Annotated in this window: 16 protein-coding genes and 1 tRNA gene; 7 read left to right on the top strand and 10 right to left on the bottom strand. The window is 20.7% G+C overall.

Annotated elements, in window-relative coordinates:
* Positions 1-13 precede the first annotated feature (13 nt).
* From infC to ydiK, 4 genes are all read right to left on the bottom strand, one after another.
* Positions 14-550, bottom strand: coding sequence for a translation initiation factor IF-3 (infC, locus tag AB4W57_RS00500; protein ID WP_367677714.1), 537 nt, complete (start codon positions 548-550; stop codon positions 14-16).
* 21 nt (positions 551-571) lie between these two features.
* On the bottom strand, positions 572-2482 hold the full coding sequence (gene thrS / locus AB4W57_RS00495; protein ID WP_367677612.1) for a threonine--tRNA ligase: 1911 nt from the start codon (positions 2480-2482) through the stop codon (positions 572-574).
* An 87-nt stretch (positions 2483-2569) separates the two neighbouring features.
* Positions 2570-3616 carry a 3-deoxy-7-phosphoheptulonate synthase gene (locus AB4W57_RS00490; protein WP_367677611.1) on the bottom strand — a complete coding sequence of 349 codons (1047 nt, stop codon included), beginning with the start codon at positions 3614-3616 and terminating at the stop codon, positions 2570-2572.
* A 455-nt stretch (positions 3617-4071) separates the two neighbouring features.
* Complete coding sequence (gene ydiK, locus AB4W57_RS00485; protein WP_367677610.1) at positions 4072-5163, bottom strand: AI-2E family transporter YdiK; 1092 nt, start codon at positions 5161-5163, stop codon at positions 4072-4074.
* Positions 5164-5380: 217 nt separating this feature from the next.
* Here ydiK and AB4W57_RS00480 point away from each other — a divergent pair, with 217 nt between their 5' ends.
* Positions 5381-5749 carry an iron-sulfur cluster assembly accessory protein gene (locus tag AB4W57_RS00480; RefSeq protein ID WP_367677609.1) on the top strand — a complete coding sequence of 123 codons (369 nt, stop codon included), beginning with the start codon at positions 5381-5383 and terminating at the stop codon, positions 5747-5749.
* A gap of 36 nt (positions 5750-5785) precedes the next feature.
* On the opposite strand, the gene tyrS is transcribed toward AB4W57_RS00480, so the two are convergent.
* From tyrS to AB4W57_RS00465, 3 genes are all read right to left on the bottom strand, one after another.
* Entirely contained in the window at positions 5786-7066 is a 1281-nt protein-coding gene (gene tyrS / locus AB4W57_RS00475) for a tyrosine--tRNA ligase (protein ID WP_367677608.1), read from the bottom strand.
* A 58-nt stretch (positions 7067-7124) separates the two neighbouring features.
* Positions 7125-7757 (bottom strand): endonuclease III, encoded by a 633-nt coding sequence (gene nth, locus AB4W57_RS00470; RefSeq protein ID WP_367677607.1) that lies wholly within the window; start codon positions 7755-7757, stop codon positions 7125-7127.
* Positions 7758-7899: 142 nt separating this feature from the next.
* Positions 7900-8508: a riboflavin synthase subunit alpha gene (locus AB4W57_RS00465; RefSeq protein WP_367677606.1), complete on the bottom strand. Its 609-nt coding sequence runs from the start codon at positions 8506-8508 to the stop codon at positions 7900-7902.
* Between the two features lie 156 nt (positions 8509-8664).
* Between AB4W57_RS00465 and AB4W57_RS00460 the strand changes: the two genes are divergently transcribed.
* Positions 8665-8738, top strand: a tRNA-Val gene (locus AB4W57_RS00460).
* A 56-nt stretch (positions 8739-8794) separates the two neighbouring features.
* A complete protein-coding gene (gene tilS, locus AB4W57_RS00455) occupies positions 8795-10105 on the top strand; it encodes a tRNA lysidine(34) synthetase TilS (protein WP_367677605.1) in 1311 nt (436 codons plus the stop codon).
* Positions 10106-10108: 3 nt separating this feature from the next.
* On the opposite strand, the gene metG is transcribed toward tilS, so the two are convergent.
* A complete protein-coding gene (gene metG / locus AB4W57_RS00450; protein WP_367677604.1) occupies positions 10109-11740 on the bottom strand; it encodes a methionine--tRNA ligase in 1632 nt (543 codons plus the stop codon).
* A 108-nt stretch (positions 11741-11848) separates the two neighbouring features.
* Positions 11849-12430: a dCTP deaminase gene (gene dcd / locus AB4W57_RS00445; protein ID WP_367677603.1), complete on the bottom strand. Its 582-nt coding sequence runs from the start codon at positions 12428-12430 to the stop codon at positions 11849-11851.
* A 276-nt stretch (positions 12431-12706) separates the two neighbouring features.
* On the opposite strand from dcd, the gene leuB reads away from it, so the two are divergent.
* The 4 genes from leuB to leuA all read left to right on the top strand — a co-directional run bounded on the left by leuB (position 12707) and on the right by leuA (position 17495).
* Positions 12707-13798, top strand: a complete 1092-nt coding sequence (gene leuB, locus AB4W57_RS00440; protein ID WP_367677602.1) for a 3-isopropylmalate dehydrogenase — start codon at positions 12707-12709, stop codon at positions 13796-13798.
* Positions 13799-13800: 2 nt separating this feature from the next.
* Positions 13801-15216 carry a 3-isopropylmalate dehydratase large subunit gene (gene leuC / locus AB4W57_RS00435; protein ID WP_367677601.1) on the top strand — a complete coding sequence of 472 codons (1416 nt, stop codon included), beginning with the start codon at positions 13801-13803 and terminating at the stop codon, positions 15214-15216.
* The gene (leuD, locus tag AB4W57_RS00430; RefSeq protein WP_367677600.1) at positions 15213-15836 is read left to right on the top strand and encodes a 3-isopropylmalate dehydratase small subunit; all 624 of its coding nucleotides are present in this window, start codon (positions 15213-15215) and stop codon (positions 15834-15836) included. Before leuC ends, leuD begins: the two co-directional genes overlap by 4 nt.
* 117 nt (positions 15837-15953) lie before the next feature.
* Entirely contained in the window at positions 15954-17495 is a 1542-nt protein-coding gene (gene leuA, locus AB4W57_RS00425) for a 2-isopropylmalate synthase (RefSeq protein WP_367677599.1), read from the top strand.
* A gap of 179 nt (positions 17496-17674) precedes the next feature.
* Here the strand turns inward: leuA and gnd are convergent, their stop codons facing one another.
* A complete protein-coding gene (gene gnd, locus AB4W57_RS00420; RefSeq protein WP_367677598.1) occupies positions 17675-19093 on the bottom strand; it encodes a decarboxylating NADP(+)-dependent phosphogluconate dehydrogenase in 1419 nt (472 codons plus the stop codon).
* Positions 19094-19186: the final 93 nt, after the last annotated feature.

The raw sequence follows: 19186 nt of genomic DNA, 5'->3' as shown, positions 1-19186 counted from the left end.
TTATCTCATAAATTTATTTTTTTGGAGATAAAATCATAACCATTTGTCGTCCTTCTATTCGCGATGGAAAAAATTCTATTAAAGATAAATTACTTAAATCTGTTTTGATTCTATGTAACATATTTAATCCGATTTTTTGATGAGCCATTTCTCTTCCTCTATATCGTAAAGTAATTTTAACTTTATGACCATCTTTTAAAAAACGCATTAAACTTCTTAATTTTACTTGATAATCACCTTCATCAGTGCTTGGTCGGAATTTAATTTCTTTAATACTAATTACTTTTTGTTTTCTTTTTTGTTCTTTTAAAGCTTTGGATTTAGTATAAATAAATTTTCCATAATTCATTATTTTACATACAGGAGGTTCGGCATTAGGACTAATCTCTACTAAATCTAAACCTTCTATTTCAGCTTTTTTTAAAGCATCATGTATACTAACTATACCTATTTTTTCTCCTTTTAAACCAGTTAAACGCACTCTTGAAGAACGAATTTCATTATTTATTCTATGCGATCGTATATTTGAAACTCTTTTCCAGCCTTTAATATTTTATTCCTCCATATAAATTTATTTAAAAGAATTATTTTTGTTATGAATTTTTTTTATAAAATCTTGTATATTCATATTATAAATATTTTTTTTTTTAATATTTCTAAAAGATATAGTATTACTTTCTACTTCTTTATCTCCACAAATTAATATATAAGGAATTTTTAGTAAAATACTTTCCCTAATTTTTAAACCTAAACTTTTTTTTCTTGAATCAAATTCAGCTCTAATATTTTTATGTTTTAAAATTTTTAGTACATTATTGCAATATTCAATATTTTTATGTGAAATATTAATAATTTTAACTTGTATAGGTGTTAACCAAATAGGAAGATATCCTTTATATTCTTCAATTAAAATACCAATAAATCTTTCTATAGAACCTAATGCTGCTCGATGAATTAAAACTGGTACTTTTTTTTTATTATTTTTATCAATATAAAAAGATCCTAATCTTTTAGGTAAATAAAAATCTAGTTGAATTGTCCCACACTGCCATTTTCTATTAAAAGAATCTTGTAGTTCAAATTCAATTTTAGGTCCATAAAACGCACCATCTCCAATTTGGTAAGAAAATAATATTTGATTTTCTTTTAAAACATTTTTTAAAACTGATTCAGTATAATCCCATACAGTATCATGACCAATTCTTTTATCAGGACGGGTAGATAACTTAACAAGAATTTTTTTAAAAGAAAAAATATTATATATCTCATAAATCATTTTTATACAACGACTAATTTCATTTTTTAATTGTGTTTTAGTGCAAAAAATATGTGCGTCATCTTGGGTAAAATTTCTTAATCGCATTAAACCATGTAAAGCTCCAGATGGTTCTTGACGATGGCAACTCCCAAATTCTGACATACGAATTGGCAAATCTCTATAAGATTTTAAATTATGATTAAAAATTTGTATATGCCCAGGACAATTCATAGGTTTAACACAATAATCTTTATTTTCAGAATATGTAGAAAACATTAAATCTTTATAATTTTCTAAATGACCACTTTTTTTCCATATTAATTTATTCATTAATATAGGAGTTTTAACTTCTTGATAATTATATTTTTTTAATTTTTTTCTAATAAAATTTTCTAATTTTTTAAATATAAAGAATCCATTATAATGCCAAAATACCATTCCTGGAACATCTTCTTGCAAATGAAACAAATGTAAATCTGAATTTAATTTTCTATGATCAAAATTTTTTTTTAATATTAAATTTTTAAAATATTTAGAAAATTTTTTTTCATTTAAAAAAGATACTCCAGAAATTCTTTGAATCATTTTATTTTTTTTATCTGAATTTAAATATACACCAGATAATTTATTTAATTTAAAATATTTACAAAAATTTATATTTGGAGATTCAATATCTATTAAAAAATCAAGATGATTTTCATGAAAGTAACAACTAACATAACGATCTTTATCAAAATTTAACTTTAATATTTTAATTTTATAATCTTCATTTGAAGATTGTAAAATTTTTTTTAAATCTGTATAAGATAAATATTTTTTTATAATATAATATTTTTTTTTTATTAAATCATGCATTTTATTTTCAATTTTTAATATATCTTTTTCTTTTAAAGGAACTTTTTTATAAAAATCATAATAAAACTCATTTTTCTTTGAAAAAAAATTACATAATTTAATTTTTGGCCATAAAATTTTTATACTATAACCTAGCAAATGCATACATGTATTATTAATAATTTTTGTAGCTAAAATATGCTTTTTATGAATAAAACTTAAATTGGAATCTTCTTTAATAATAGTACTTAAATCTACAATTTTATTATTTAAAAAAGCAGCAATATAATTATTTCTTTGAATATCTTTAGAAATTGACAAAATTTTGTTAATTGAAATAAAATCTGTATACTTTTTTTTTAAACCATCAGGAAAAGTTATAACTGGCATTTTTAACCCTTAACCTAAAACAATTAAATAGAATATTTTTATCTAAATATAAATACATCTGTAGTATAAAATTATTCTTAAATTACTTTATACTTGCTTTAACACTGCATTTGATAATTCTTTTATTAAAAAAACGCTATCTTCCCAATTTAAACATCCATCAGTAATAGATTGACCATATTGCATTTTATTTATTTTTTTAATAGGCTGAGATCCTTCTACTAAAAAACTTTCAATCATCACACCAAAAATATTTTTTGAACCATCTCTTAATTGTTTACATATAGATTCACATACATTTAATTGTAGTTTATATTGTTTTAAACAATTTCCATGACTAAAATCAATCATAACTTTTTCTGGTAATTTAAATTTTTTTAAATAGGATACAGCTAAATTAACATCTTTTAAATGATAATTCGGTTTTTTTCCTCCTCTCATAATAATATGTGAAAGAGAATTTCCACTAGTGTGATTAATAGTCATATGACCATTTTTATCTGGAGCTAAAAATATATGACGTACTTTAGCTGCTCTAATGGCGTCTATCGCAATTAATATATTTCCATCAGTTCCATTCTTAAAACCTACTGGACAAGATAAAGCAGAAGCCATTTCACGATGAATTTGACTTTCAGTTGTTCTAGCACCAATTGCTCCCCAACTAATTAAATCATTAATAAACTGACCAATGACCATATCTAAAAATTCTGTTGCAGCAGGTAAACCTATTTTATTAATTTCTAATAATAACTTTCTAGCTAAAGTTAATCCTTTATTTACCTTAAAAGTATTATTGATTTCAGGATCTGAAATTAATCCTTTCCAACCAATTACAGTACGAGGTTTTTCAAAATATGTACGCATAATAATTTCTAATGAATTTGAATATTTTTTTCTTAAATCATTTAGTTTATTTGCATAATCAATTGCTGCAATTGGATCATGTAATGAACAAGGACCTATAATAACTAATAGACGATTATCTTTTCCAGAAATTATATTCTCAATATTTTTTCGTGTTTTAATAACATTATCCATAATTTCAGAAGTAATAGGATAACATTCTGATAAATGCGCAGGAGTTACAAGCGGATCTATTCTAATTGTTCTTAATTCATCTGTTTTTTTCATATTTTTCTCTAAACTGTGAAAATTATTAAAAATAATATAAAATAATTATTAGTATTTTATGTTTATTTAAATTATTTTTTTTGATAAAATAATATCTACTAAAAAATCATGATAAATAAATTTATTTTTTACAAATATTTTATGTATAAATTATATTGAAAATCATTATATTATATATAATAATTTAGTTTTCACAAATTCATTTTTTATTAATAAAAAATTATTAAATTTAAAAAATATTTTTAAAATAAATTTATATTTGTTGAAAATTTTTTTATAAAAATTAAAAATTTATTTTTAAAATTTTAATCAATTTATTTATAATAATATTTTTATATAATTAAATAATTTTTATTATAAAATATATATACTCATAATATAATTTAATAAATTTATAAATGAAATTTATTAAAATTTTTATATATAAATACATAAAATATTTAAAATACTTAATTTTATTTCTTTGTAATATTAGTATCTTGAATTATATTTTTAGAATAATAGCGTTTATTTACAAATATCTGAAATACTCTATAAAATATATCTAATACTACCGGACCTATAAACAAACCAATCATGCCAAATGCCAATAAACCACCTATAATACCAGAAAAAATAAAAAAAAATGGCAAATTAATTCCTAATCGAATAAACATAAATCGAATTAAATTATCTAAAATAGATAATATAATGCTCCATATTAATAAAAATATTCCATATATAAAATAATTTTTTAAAAATAACCATAAAACAATAGGAATAAGAATCGGTAAAGATCCTAATTGTATTAAAGAAAAAAATATAATTAACATTACAAAAAAAATTATATATGGAGCGCCTACAATAATTAATGCTAAACCTCCTAAAGCTCCTTGAATTAAAGATGTAATAACAACTCCTAAAAAAACTGCCCGAATAGATTTTTCAATAATTAAAAATATTGAATTTTTTGGTTTAAAATTTAATTTTAAAAAAAAATTTTTAAAAATATCGCATATTTTTTCGCCTTTCCAATACAAAAAACAAATAAATATAAATATAAAAAATAAATTCATTAACAAATGACTTAATAATTTAATCTTACACAATAAAAAGATCATGATTTGACCTAAATAAGGTTGTAAGTAATTAAAAATATTTTTTGATTCACCTTGTATTAAATTTTTATAAAACAATGAAAATTTTAAACCAAATATAGGAATACTTTGTAAAAAATCTAAATTTGGAAATACACATTTCTCTAAACTGATATAACTTATCAAATAAAAACTATTATTAAAAACAGAACTAATAATAATAAAAAAAGGAATAAAAAACGATAATAATAAAAAAAATACCATAAAAAATATAGATAAATATTTTTTATTTCCAAAAAAATTTTGTATATATAATAAAATTGGCCATGTAGAAATAACAATAATACTAGCCCAAAAAAAACTTTGTATAAATGGACGAATTACATAGAAACTTGCTATAATAACAATAAAAATAGACACAGATAAAATAATAGTTTTAAACAAATCTATATTGTTTTTATAATATTTCACAAAATTATACCTCTATTATTTTGGTATTATCTTTAAAAAATTATTGTGTGAAATTCAAATAAAAATTAAAGAAAAATTTTATCAAAAAATCTTTAAATAAAAAATTATTTTATCACATTGATATATATAAAATTTATATTATATTTTTCACAAGAAATTTTTAAAAATATATAATTTATGAAAATAATAAATTTCAAAAAATAAGAGTCTGATTAAGATGAAAACATATTTATTAAAATCAAAAAAAAAAAAATTAAAAGGAATTTTTATTACCAAAAAAGCTTTAAAAAAAATTATTCAAATATATGAAACAAAAAAAGATATTATAGGAATCAAAGTTGATATAAAAAAAACAGGATGTGCAGGGTATAAATATGTATTAGAATATGTAATAAAAAAAACTAAAAAAAATATAGCTTTTATTAAAGATAATATATCAATTTTTATTCCAAAAAATAAAATTAATGTATTAGATGGAATTATTATTAATTTTGTTCAAAAAAAATTTCATAATTATTTTGATTTTTATCATAAAAATTCTCAAAATAAATGCGGTTGTGGAGAAAGTTTTCAAATAATCTTATAGTTATATATGTAAACTAATATATAAAATTTAATATAATTATTCCCATATTATTAAAAAAAAATTTTTTTTACCTTTAGTAATTATAGTATATTTTTTAAATAACTTATCTGAATCTAATAAATAATAATTTAATAAATTAATTTTTTTATAATTTATAGAAATCGAATTTGAAGATATCAAATCTCTAGCATTTCGATTAGAACTTGCTAAATTAGATAATATTAATATTTCTTGTATTGAATATCTTAAATTTTTTATAGTCATACATGGAGCACCATAATATTCTAATTTACTTAAATTATCTTCATTTAAATTATTAATTTTATTTGAAAAAAATATAGTAGAAATTTTTTTGACAGAAATATATTTACTTTTTCCATGTACTAAAATAGTCATATCTTTAGCTAATTTTTTTTTATATTTAATAATACGAACTGTATTTTCTTTTAATAATTTTATTTGATTTATTTTTTTTAAACTAATAAAAGTAAAATACTTTAAATAATTATATAATTCTTCATCTGTTATATTAATCCAAAATTGATAAAACTCATAAGGTGTAGTTTTTTTTGGATCAAGCCAAATAGTTTTTATTCCACTTTTACCAAATTTCATACCATCTGATTTTATTAACAAAGGAAAAGTTAAACCAAAAACTTCAGATTTTTTTAATGAATGAATTAAATTAATTCCAGAAGTAATATTTCCCCATTGATCTGATCCACCAATTTGTAAACAAGTATTATATTTTTTATACAAAAAATAAAAATCATAAGCTTGTAATAAACTATAAGAAAATTCAGTAAAAGAAATTCCTTGATCAGATCTTATAATTCTATTTTTAACAGATTCTTTGTTAATCATTTGAGTAATAGAAAAATGTTTACCTACATCTCTTAAAAAAGTTAAAATATTTATTTTTTTAAACCAATCATAATTATTTAAAATTATTGCTTTATTGATATTATTAGAAAAATCTAAAAATTTATAAATTTGTTTTTTTATTTTTTTAATCCATTGAAAAGTTCTTTGAACTGAATCTAATAATTGACGTTCTGCAATTCTAAAACTTGGATCTCCTACTAAACTAGTTGCTCCACCAATAATAATAATTGGAGTATGACCTTGTAATTGAAATCTTTTTAAATATAGCAAAGGAAGAATATGACCAACATGTAAACTATCAGCTGTAGGATCAAAACCACAATATAAAGTAATTTTTTTATATTTAAGAATTTTTTCTAATTTTATATGATTAGTAACTTGTGCTATCAAATTACGATTTTTTAGTTGATTTAAAAAGTTTTTATTTAACATGTAATAATTTTCCTAGTTCAAAAAAATTTCTATTAAAGTATATAATATTATAATATAATTATATTTTTTTATTAAATTTACATAACTTACTTAAAATACATATTTTACAGCACATATTTCTTGCTTTACAAAAAAATTTTCCATGTAATACAAACCAATTATGTACGTATAATTTATAATTACTTGGTACAATATTTGATAAAATACGTTCTACTAATCTTGGATTTTTACCAACAGCAAATCCAGTGCGATTACACACTCTAAACACATGTGTATCTACAGCAATTTCTTTTTTATTAAAAATAATATTTAATATTAAATTAGAAGTTTTTCTACCAACTCCTGGAAGATTTTCTAAATCTTTCCTATTATTTGGAACAACACCATTATAGTTTTTTAATAAAATTTTACAAGTTTTAATAATATTTTTAGTTTTAGTTTTATATAAACCTATTTGTCTTATTAAATGTAATAAATTTCTTTCTCCTAAAGAAATTATCTTTTCAGGGCTATCTGCAATAGAAAAAAGAACTTTTGTTACTCTGTTAACAACTATATCTCTCGTTTGCGACGATAATATTACAGATATTAAACATTCAAAAGGAGTAGAAAAAATCAATTCTGTATTACGATTTAATTTATATTTTCTTTTTAATAAAGATAAGATTAAAAATCTTTTTTTTTCTTTCATAAACTTATAAAATCTCTTTTCAATATAAAAAATTAAATTATATATTTTTAAGATATAACAAAATAAATTAATTTTATTAAAATTTTTTAAAATTTACATGTAAGACATATTTTTATAAAAATTTTAATAATAAAATTATAAACTATTTGTTCATAGATCGTGTACAAGTATCAACAATAGCTTGCGATAAAAAATCAATTTCTAAATTTAAAAAAGAATTAATTTTTTTATAAACAAAATTTGTACTTAGTAATGTCTCTGGAATAATATGTACATAGAAGCTATTATCTAAAATTTTTCCAATAGTTAAACTAACTCCATCTAAACAGATAAAACCTTTATAAAAAATATATTTTTTAAAATAATCATTATTTAATTTTAAAAGAAATGTACAAGTATCTTTTTTCTTTAAAATATTAATAATTTGTACAGTAGTAATAATATGACCAGACACAAGATGTCCTCCAATTTCATCACCAAATTTTGCTGCTCGTTCAATATTAACTTGATCGCCTTTTTTTAAAAATTTTAAATTTGTTTTTTTAAAGGTTTCTTTAATTAAATGAAACGAAACTATGTTTTTAAAAATTTTTACTACTGTTAAACAACATCCATTATTTGAAATAGAATTTCCAATCTTAATATTTTTTAATAAAATATCTGGAATTTGAATAGAAAATTCATAATACATAGAGTTAATTTTTTTCATATATAAAAATACTGCAATTCCTTGAACAATACCTGTAAACATAATATCCTCGTTTTTTTTTATTTTTTTTAAAATCTTTAATTTTTATAAATACAAAAGATATAAATTTTTTATTTACAAATAAAAAATTTCTAATTAGAATATAATAAAAAATAAATTTTTAAATAATTTTAATAAAAACATATAAATTTTGTATAAACGTTCGTAGCTCAGTTGGTTAGAGCATTACTATGACATAGTAAGGGTCAGTGGTTCAAGTCCACTCGAACGTATAATTTTTAAAAATATATAAATAAAATTTATAAAATATATACATAAAAATATTCCTGTGATTAAAATTAAAAAAACATTATTACAATATAAAAAATTTCTACTAGGTTATAGTGGAGGTATAGATTCAACAGTTTTATTATACAAATTAATAGAAATAAAAAAAAAACATGATATTTATATTCGTGCCGTTCATATTGATCATCAAATTCATCCAGATTCTAAAAAATGGAGATTACATTGTAAAAAAATTTGTCAAATAAATAATATTCCATTTATATATAAAAAAATTACATTAAACATTAAAAAAAAAAATATAGAATCTCAAGCTAGAAAAAAAAGATATCAAATTTTTAAAAAAATTTTATCTTTAAAAGAAATATTATTAACTGGACATAACTTAAACGATCAATGCGAAACATTATTTTTAGCAATTAAAAGAGGAAGTGGCCCTAAAGGACTATCTGGAATTGCTTATAAAAAAAAATTTTTTAATAATTATTTAATCAGACCTTTATTAAATTTTTCAAGAAAACAAATAAAAATATGGGCTAAATCTAAAAACATACATTGGATTGAAGATGAAAGTAATCAAGATATATCATATGAAAGAAACTTTTTAAGACATAAAATACTTCCTAAAATTATAAAAAAGTGGAAATACTTTCCAAAAAATTGTTTAAGATCTACAAAATTAATTTATTCAGAACATAAATTATTAAATAAACTTATTCAACCTATTTTTGAAAAAAATTTATCTAAAAAAAATAATTTAAATATTTCAAATATTAAAAAAATGGATTTAGATATTCAATATTTTATTATTAGAAAATGGATTTATCTAAAAACTATGCAACTGCCTTCATTAAAATTTTTAAAATCTATTATTAAAAATATAATTCATAATAAAAAAAAAAAATATCCAAAAATACAGTTTAAAAAATATGAAATCTGGAATTATAAAAATAAATTATTTTGGATAAAAAAAATCTTTAGCGTAAAAAAATATATTTTATTTTGGCATAATATTAAAAAAAAAATAATTTTACCAGAAAAAAACGGTTATTTAAAAATAAAAAATTCACTAAATCAAAAAAATAATTTGTTTATTTATGCACCAAAAAACACACAATTAGTAAATATTAGATTCGATACTAATCAAAAAATTCAAATAAATAAAAATTGTAAAAAATTATACACAATTAAAGAATTATTTAATAAATTTAAAGTTTTTCCTTGGAAAAGAAAAAAAATACCGCTTTTATTTTATAATAATAAATTTATTTCTGCGATTGGATTGTTTACTACACAAGAAAAATATAATACTAATTGTAAAAAAATATTTATTACTTGGTATCCAAAAAAATAAAAATTATAAAAATATTTTATCGGAACAATCATTGATTCGCTCATATAAATGCTGAAATTTAGAAATTTTATGATTTAATAAAGGATAATTTAAATTCATCCAAGAAAGTTTAATATTCAAAAATTTTTCTACACGTCGACTTAAATCAGGCATAATAGGTTTTAACCAAGTTATTAAAAAACGAAATAAATTTATTCCCATAGTACAAATTAATTGTATTTTTACATTATATTTATCATCTTTACAAAGATCCCATGGACGTTTATTATTTATATAATTATTAGATCTATCTGCATACTTTACAATAGTATATACAATAGAAGAATATTTTCTATATTTAAACATTTTAGAAATTTTTTTATTTTTGTTTAAAAATAAACTATATAAATTTAAATCTAATAATTTATTACCTAAAAAACCATTAAAGTTATTGTTTATAAAACTAGAACATCTTGAAGCAAGATTAACAATCTTATTTACTATATCTGAATTTATTCGATTTATAAAATCCTGCAAATTAAATTCAATATCTTTAATTGAAGGTGACGATTTCGATGCAAAATAATATCTTAAACTATCAGAATCAAAAAATTTTAACCATGTACTTGCTTTAATTAACTTATTTTTTGATTTAGACATTTTAGTATTATTAAGAGTAACATATCCATGCACAAAAATTTTAGTTGGTTTTCTAAAATTTATTCCTTCTAAAATAGCTGGCCAAAATATACTATGAAAATATATTATATCCTTTCCTATAAAGTGATATAAACTTGTTGTATGAGTACTTTCCCAAAATTCTTTAAAATTAATGTTTTGATTTTTTGTACATAAATTTTGAAATGTACTAATATAACATATTGGTGCATCTAACCAAACATAAAAATATTTATTTATATAACCTGGAATATTAAAACCAAAATAAGGAGAATCTCTAGATATATCCCATAATTTTAAACCTGTTTTAAACCATTCTATGACTTTATTTTTAACATTTTTATCTAAAACTCCAGAATTAATCCATACTTTTAATTTTTTTTCAAACATAGAAAGATTTAAAAAAAAATGTACTGAATCTTTTAAAATAGGCGTAGTACCAGATATTTGAGATTTTGGTTTAATTAAATCTTTTGCATTATATACAGATCCACAATTTTCACAATGATCTCCATATTGATCAATCATAAAACATTTTGAACAAGTACCTTTTACTAAACGATCTGGTAAAAACATTTTTTCTGAAGAATCATATAATTGAGAAATATTTTTTTCTTTAATATATCCTTTATTTTTTAAAGTTAAAAATATTTTTTGTACATAATATAAATTTTCTTTACTATGAGTATGAGAATAATTGTCATAAGAAATATTAAAATTTAATAAATCTTTTACATGTTTTTTAAAAATAACTTTTATTAAAGCTTCTGGACTTATATTCATTAATTTAGCTTTTAACATTACTGCAGTTCCATGTGAATCATCAGCACAAATAAATAAAACATTTTTTCCTTGCATTCTATGATATCTCACCCAAATATCAGCTTGAATATGTTCTAATAAATGACCTATATGTATAGGACCATTAGCATATGGTAAAGCACAGGTAACAAGAATTTTTTTATTTTTATTGACCATAATATTATATTCCAAAAATATACACCAAAATTCATTATTTTTTAAAAAAAATTACATATTATAGAAATAACATTCAATAACATCTATTTAAAATTCATCTAATTAATTTTATTCTTTATATATTAAACTAGAAATAATACTTTCTTGATTAAAATATTTTGATCTATTTTTATAATTATAAGGTTGACTAGAAACACCAGATAAGATTTCAAAACTCAAAGCTGCAATGAACATACCTGGAGTAAGAGCTAAAATAAAGTTTCCTGCATTAAATAGTTCTAAAACAATTTTTCCATTCCAACCTGGATCAATTCTATGTGAAGTCATATGAATCATTAAACCTAATCTAGCTAAAGAAGAACGACCATCTAACCATCCAATCAAATTAGTTGGCATAAATATTTTTTCTATCGTTAATGCTAATACAAAATCTTTGGGTTTTAAAATAAAAGATTTATTATTAGAAATAAAAATTTCATCACTCATATTTTTTTTTAAAACGTATTGAATATTTCTAGAAGATTTTTTTAAATCTATAATAGCATTATGAGATTTTTTAAAAATTCTAAATTTATTACTTAAACGTATGTCAATAGTAGCACCGCGAATACTTTTCATACTAGGAGCAGGAGTAATAATTAACTTTTTTTTTAAAATCCATTTTTTTATATCTTGATCACATAATCTCATATAATTTCTTTTCCAATAAAAATTTTATTTAACATGTATCTTTATTAAAATATTATATCTTAAAAATATTTTTAATATTAATAAAAATTTAATATAAAACTAAAGAATTTAAAAAACTATAAAAAATTATCTTAATTTATTTAAAAAATATTTTTTTACAAAAAAATTTTTGTAAAAAGTTATATTTCAAAAGTTTTAAACTATTTATTTATATGATACGATCAATCATATTTAAATAATAATATTATTATTACAAACTAACTACGTAGAAAAAATATGCATAAAAAATATAAAATAGCAGTACTACCAGGAGATGGTATTGGACCAGAAGTAATGCAAGAAACTTATAAAATTATTAATATCATTAAAAAAAAATTTTGTATTAATATACAAACTTTAGAATATGATATAGGAGGTATCGCAATAGACAAACATGGTACTGCTTTACCTGAAAAAACTTTGATAGGATGTAAAAATTCTGATGCTATATTATTAGGTTCTGTAGGAGGACCTAAATGGGATATATTACCTTCAGAAAAAAGACCAGAAATTGCATCCTTGTTACCTATTAGAAAATATTTTAATTTGTTTGCAAACTTAAGACTTGCTATTTTACATAAAAAATTAAATTATTTATCTCCATTAAAAAAAAAAAATATACAAGATGGATTTAATATTTTATGCGTTAGAGAACTTACTGGTGGTATTTATTTTAGTAAACCTTCTGAAGAAGTTAAAAACAAAAAAGTACATTATGCAATAGATACTTCTATTTATCATAAATATGAAATTCAAAGAATAGCAAAAATAGCTTTTGATGAAGCTTTAAAAAGAAAATGTAAAGTTACATCAATAGATAAAGCAAATGTTTTATATACTTCTAAACTATGGAGAAAAACTATTGATGAAGTTTCTAAAAATTATCCTAAAGTACATTTATCTCATTTATATTTTGATAATGCTATCATGCAAATTATTAAAAATCCAAACCAATTTGATGTTATTTTATGTCCAAATCTAATTGGAGATGTAATTTCAGATGAATGCGGAATTTTAACTGGTTCTATTGGAATGCTCCCTTCTGCAAGTATTAATACAAAAAATTTTGGTTTATACGAACCAGCAGGAGGCGCTGCACCTGATATTCAGGGAAAAAATATCGCTAATCCTATTGCACAAATTTTATCTTTTTCTATGTTAATAAATCATAGCTTTAAAATGACTAATATTTCAAATTTAATTAATATTGCTATTCAAAAAACTTTATTGAAAGGATTTAAAACATATGATATTTCTAATGATAAAAATTTTATTACTACAGAACAAATGGGAAATGAAATTGTTAAATCATTTATTGAGGAATTATAAATATGCATAAAACACTTTACCAAAAAATATATGATTCTCATTTAATTCAAACAAAAAATAAAGAATCTATTATATATATAGATTTACATTTAATACATGAGGTCACATCTCCACAAGCATTTCATGAATTAAAAATAAAAAATCGCACAGTCCGTAGACCAGATAAAACTTTTGCAACAATGGATCATAATGTTTCTACTTTAAAAAAAGATATTTCAGCTTCTGGAAAAACAGCTGAAATACAAATGAAAAAATTAATAAAAAATTGTAAAAGTTCAAATATACCATTATATGATATATTACATAAAAACCAAGGAATCGTTCATGTAATTGCACCAGAACAAGGTATGATTTTACCTGGAATGACCGTAGTATGTGGAGACTCACACACATCTACTAACGGAGCATTTGGCGCTTTATCTTTTGGTATTGGAACATCAGAAGTAGAACATGTATTAGCTACACAAACAATACCTCAAAATAAATTTAAAAATATGAAAATTGAAATAAATGGTATTAAAAAACCAGGAATTATGGCAAAAGATATTATCTTATATATTATTAAAAAAATCGGATCATCCGGAGGTTCAGGTTATGTTATTGAATTTTGTGGAGAAATAATTAAAAATTTTACTATGGAAGAAAGAATGACTGTATGTAATATGGCTATTGAAATGGGAGCTAAATCTGGATTAATAGAACCAGATCAAACTACTTTCAATTATTTAAAAAATAAAAAATTTGCACCTAAAGGAATAGATTGGATTAAATCTATAGAATATTGGAATAAATTAAAATCTGATAAAAATGCTCATTTCGATAAAAAATTTTATATAGACATATCTTCTATTGCTCCTCAAATTACATGGGGAACGAATTTAGATCAAATTATCTCTATTGATAAAAAAACACCTAAAATAAATTATTTTCTAGATCAAAGCAAAAAAAAAACAATTAAAAAATCTTTTAAATATATGGGTATAAAAGAAAATTCTTCTTTAAAAAAAATACCTATTCATAAAGTATTTATAGGATCATGTACGAACTCTAGAATTGAAGATTTAAGAGAAGTAGCTAAAATTGTAAAAAATAAAAAAGTACATTCTAAAGTACAGGCTATTATCGTTCCAGGATCAAATTTAGTTAAAATGCAAGCAGAGAAAGAAGGATTAAGTCAAATCTTTATTCAATCTGGTTTTGAATGGAGAAATTCAGGATGTTCTATGTGCTTAGGTATGAATAAAGATCGCTTAAGTTATCAAGAAAGATGCGCATCTACAAGTAATAGAAACTTTGAAGGTAGACAAGGAAGAGGAGGTCGAACACATTTAATGAGTCCTTCTATGGCTGCAGCAGCTGCGATATTTGGTTATTTTGTAGATGTAAGAAAAATTTATCGTGAGGATAATATTTTATGAAAAAATTTACTATACATACTGGCACAATCGTTCCTATAAACATTATGAATATTGATACAGACATCATTATACCTAAACAATTTTTAAAAAAAACTACAAAAATTGGATTTGGGAAAAATCTTTTCTATAATTGGAGATTTTTAAATAATCAAAAAAATAAAATTAATAAAAAATTTATATTAAATAATAAAGTATACAAAGATTCAAGTATTTTAATTACAGGAAAAAACTTTGGATGTGGTTCATCTAGAGAACATGCAGTATGGGCTTTAATAGATTATGGATTTAAAGTAATTATTGCATCGAAATTTTCAGATATTTTTTATAATAATTCAATCAATAATAATTTATTATTAATTACATTAACAGAAAAAACAGTTCAAAAAATAATATCATCTATTAAAAAAAATGAAAATAACACATGTATAGTTAATTTAATCAAACAAAAAATTATTATAAAAAATATAAAATATACATTCGAAATTAATAAAAATTATCGTTTAAAATTATTATATGGACTAGATAATATTGATTTAACGTTTAAATATATTAAAAATATTATTAATTATGAAAAAAATAATCAACCTAAATATTTAGAAAATAGAAAATTATATTCTTAATTTTAAAATAAATAAAAAATTTTAAAATATCAACATAAAAGTATATTAAAAAATATCTATTTTTATACTTTAAAATTTTATAATTTAATAAATATAACATGTTATATAAGAAAAAAAATGAAAGAAAAAATTATTATTTTTGATACTACTCTACGTGATGGAGAACAAGCATTACAATCTAGTTTAAACACTCAAGAAAAAATTAAAATTGCTTTAGCTTTAGAAGAAATGAAAATTGATATTATAGAAGCTGGTTTTCCTATATCTTCACCTGGAGACTTTAAATCCGTACAAGAAATCTGTAAAAAAATAAAAAATAGTACAATATGTAGTTTAGCAAGATGCGTAGAAAAAGATATAATAATTGCTGCAAAAGCAATGTCGAAATTAGATAATTTTAGAATTCATTTATTTTTAGGAACTTCTAAATTACATATAGAATCAAAATTAAAAAAAAATTTTAAAGAAATTCAAGATATGGCTATAAAATCCGTTAAATTAGCTCAAAAATATACTGATGATATAGAATTTTCATGTGAAGACGCAGGTCGAACATCGATAGATGATTTATGTAAAATTATAGAAATACTAATAAAGAACGGAGTAAAAACAATTAATATTCCCGATACAGTAGGATACACTGTTCCAAATGAATTTAGTAAAATTATTTCAGAACTATATATCCGTGTTCCAAATATTGATCAAGCTATTATATCAGTACATTGTCATAATGATTTAGGTATGGCAGTGGGTAATTCTATATCTGCTATTCAAGCTGGAGCGCGTCAAATCGAAGGAACAATTACAGGAATAGGTGAAAGAGCAGGAAATACAGCATTAGAAGAAGTAATTATGGCGATTAAGACTCGAAAAAAAATGTTAAATTTTTTTACCGATATAAAATATAAAAAAATTTATAAAACAAGCAAAATTATTAGTAATATATGTAATATCTCTATTCCTATTAATAAATCTATTATTGGAAAAAATGCATTTGCACATTCTTCTGGAATTCATCAAGATGGAATTATAAAAAATAGAAAAAATTATGAAATTATGTCTCCAAAAGACATTGGATTAAAAAAAATTAAATTTAATTTAACATCTCGTTCTGGAAGAGCAGCAGTAAAAAATAGAATGCAAGAAATGGGGTATACAGAAAAAGATTATGATTTAAAAAAATTATATCAAAAATTTTTAAAGCTAGCTGACGAAAAAGGACAAATTTTTGATTATGATTTACAAATGCTTGCTTTCATTAAAAATAATTCTTTTAAAAAAAAATATATTATTTTAAAAAAAATTTTTTTCACAGTTCAATCTTTTCAAACAACAAATATTTATATAAAAATATTTTATAATAATCAAATAAAAAAAATTAATCTTTCAACAAAGAATGGAATCATAAATGGAATATATAAAGCATTAAAAAAAATTACTAATATAAATTTTCTATTAAAAAAAATTACAATTGAATCTATATACAAAGAAAATAAAATTTGGGGAAAAGTAAATATCGTAGTCAAATATAAAAATGAAATATTTTATGGAAAAAATATATCAAAAGATATCATAAAAGCCTCAAGTAAAAGCATAATAGATGTTCTAAATAATATTTTACAATATAATCAAATAAAAAAAAATATTAAAAATTCTTAATTAAAAACCTTCTTAGATAAATTATAATAAAATTTTTCTAAGAAGGTTAAATAATAAATAACATAATATATAACAAAAAGTATAAAGAATATTTGAAAAATATAACAGTTTACTATTGAATTAATTTTATTTTAAATAATTTATTTATATAATTATTTGTATAATTATAGATTTAAAAATTATTTTTTTTCATGTAACCAATTCGTATGAAAAGTACCTTTTTTATCAATTCTAGAATAAGTATGAGCTCCAAAATAATCTCTTTGAGCTTGTAATAAATTTGCTGGTAATATAGGTGATCTATAAGAATCATAATAAGAAATTGCTGCAGAAAATGCTGGAATTGGAATACCATTTGTAACTGCATAAGACACGATTTTTCTTAAAGATTTTTGATATTTATTACAAATATTTTGAAAATATGGAGTTAATAATAAATTTTGCAAATCATTATTTTTTTTATATGCATAAATAATTTCTTTTAAAAATTCAGCTCTAATTATACAACCAGCGCGAAAAATTTTTGCAATTTTTGAATAATTTAAATTCCAATGATGTACTAAAGAAGCTTTTTTTAATTGAGAAAATCCTTGAGCATAAGAAATAATTTTTCCTAAATACAAAGAACGTCTAATATTCTCTACAAATTTCTGTATATCTAAAATATCTGTATTAATTTTAGGACCAAAAAGAGCTTTAGAAGCTTTTAATCTTTGGTTTTTAAAAGAAGATAAATATCTAAAAAAAACAGATTGAGTAATTAAAGATAAAGGTTCACCTAAATTTAATGCACTTTGACTAGTCCATTTTCCTGTACCTTTATTATCAGCTGTATCTAATATAATATCTATTAAATATTTTCCAGAAGAATCTTTTTTTAAAAAAATATCTCGAGTAATTTTAATTAAATAACTTTTTAATTCTCCTTGATTCCAATTAAAAAAAACCTGAGAAATTTTTTTATTATTAAAATTTAAAGCATTTTTTAAAATAAAATAAGATTCAGCAATCAATTGCATATCTCCATATTCAATTCCATTATGAACCATTTTAACATAATGACCAGAACCATCTGTGCCAATATAATTTACACATGATTCATTATCTTTTGTTTTAGCTGAAATTTTTTCAAATAAACTAGAAATTTTCTTATAAACTAATTTATTTCCACCTGGCATAATTGCTGGTCCTTTTAATGCTCCTTCTTCTCCACCAGATATACCTACACCAAAAAAATGTATATTTTTCTTAGATAATACAAGATTACGTTTTATAGTGTCTTTATAAAAACTATTTCCACCATCAATTAAAATATCTTCTGCATCTAAATAAGGAATAATAGAATCAATAGTTAAATCTGTCGGAAGTCCAGATTTAACCATTAATATAATAATTCTAGGTTTTTTTAAAGATAATACAAAATCTTTAATTTTAAAAAATGGTATAAGATTTTTGTTTTTATTGTATAATATTACCTCTTTTGTTTTTAATTTTGATCTATTAAAAATAGAAACAGTATATCCTTTACTTTCTATATTTAAAGCTAAATTTTTACCCATTACAGCCATTCCTACTACACCAATTTCTTGTAAAGACATATTTTACTACTCCTAAATATAATACTAATTATATAAAACTTTTATATAAAAATATTAAATAAAATAATTATAATAATAATTTTATGATACTTT

The organism is Buchnera aphidicola (Chaitophorus populicola), from assembly GCF_964058995.1.
Taxonomy (GTDB): Bacteria; Pseudomonadota; Gammaproteobacteria; order Enterobacterales; family Enterobacteriaceae; genus Buchnera_J; species Buchnera_J aphidicola_BO.
This window is presented reverse-complemented; position numbering and strand designations above follow the sequence as displayed.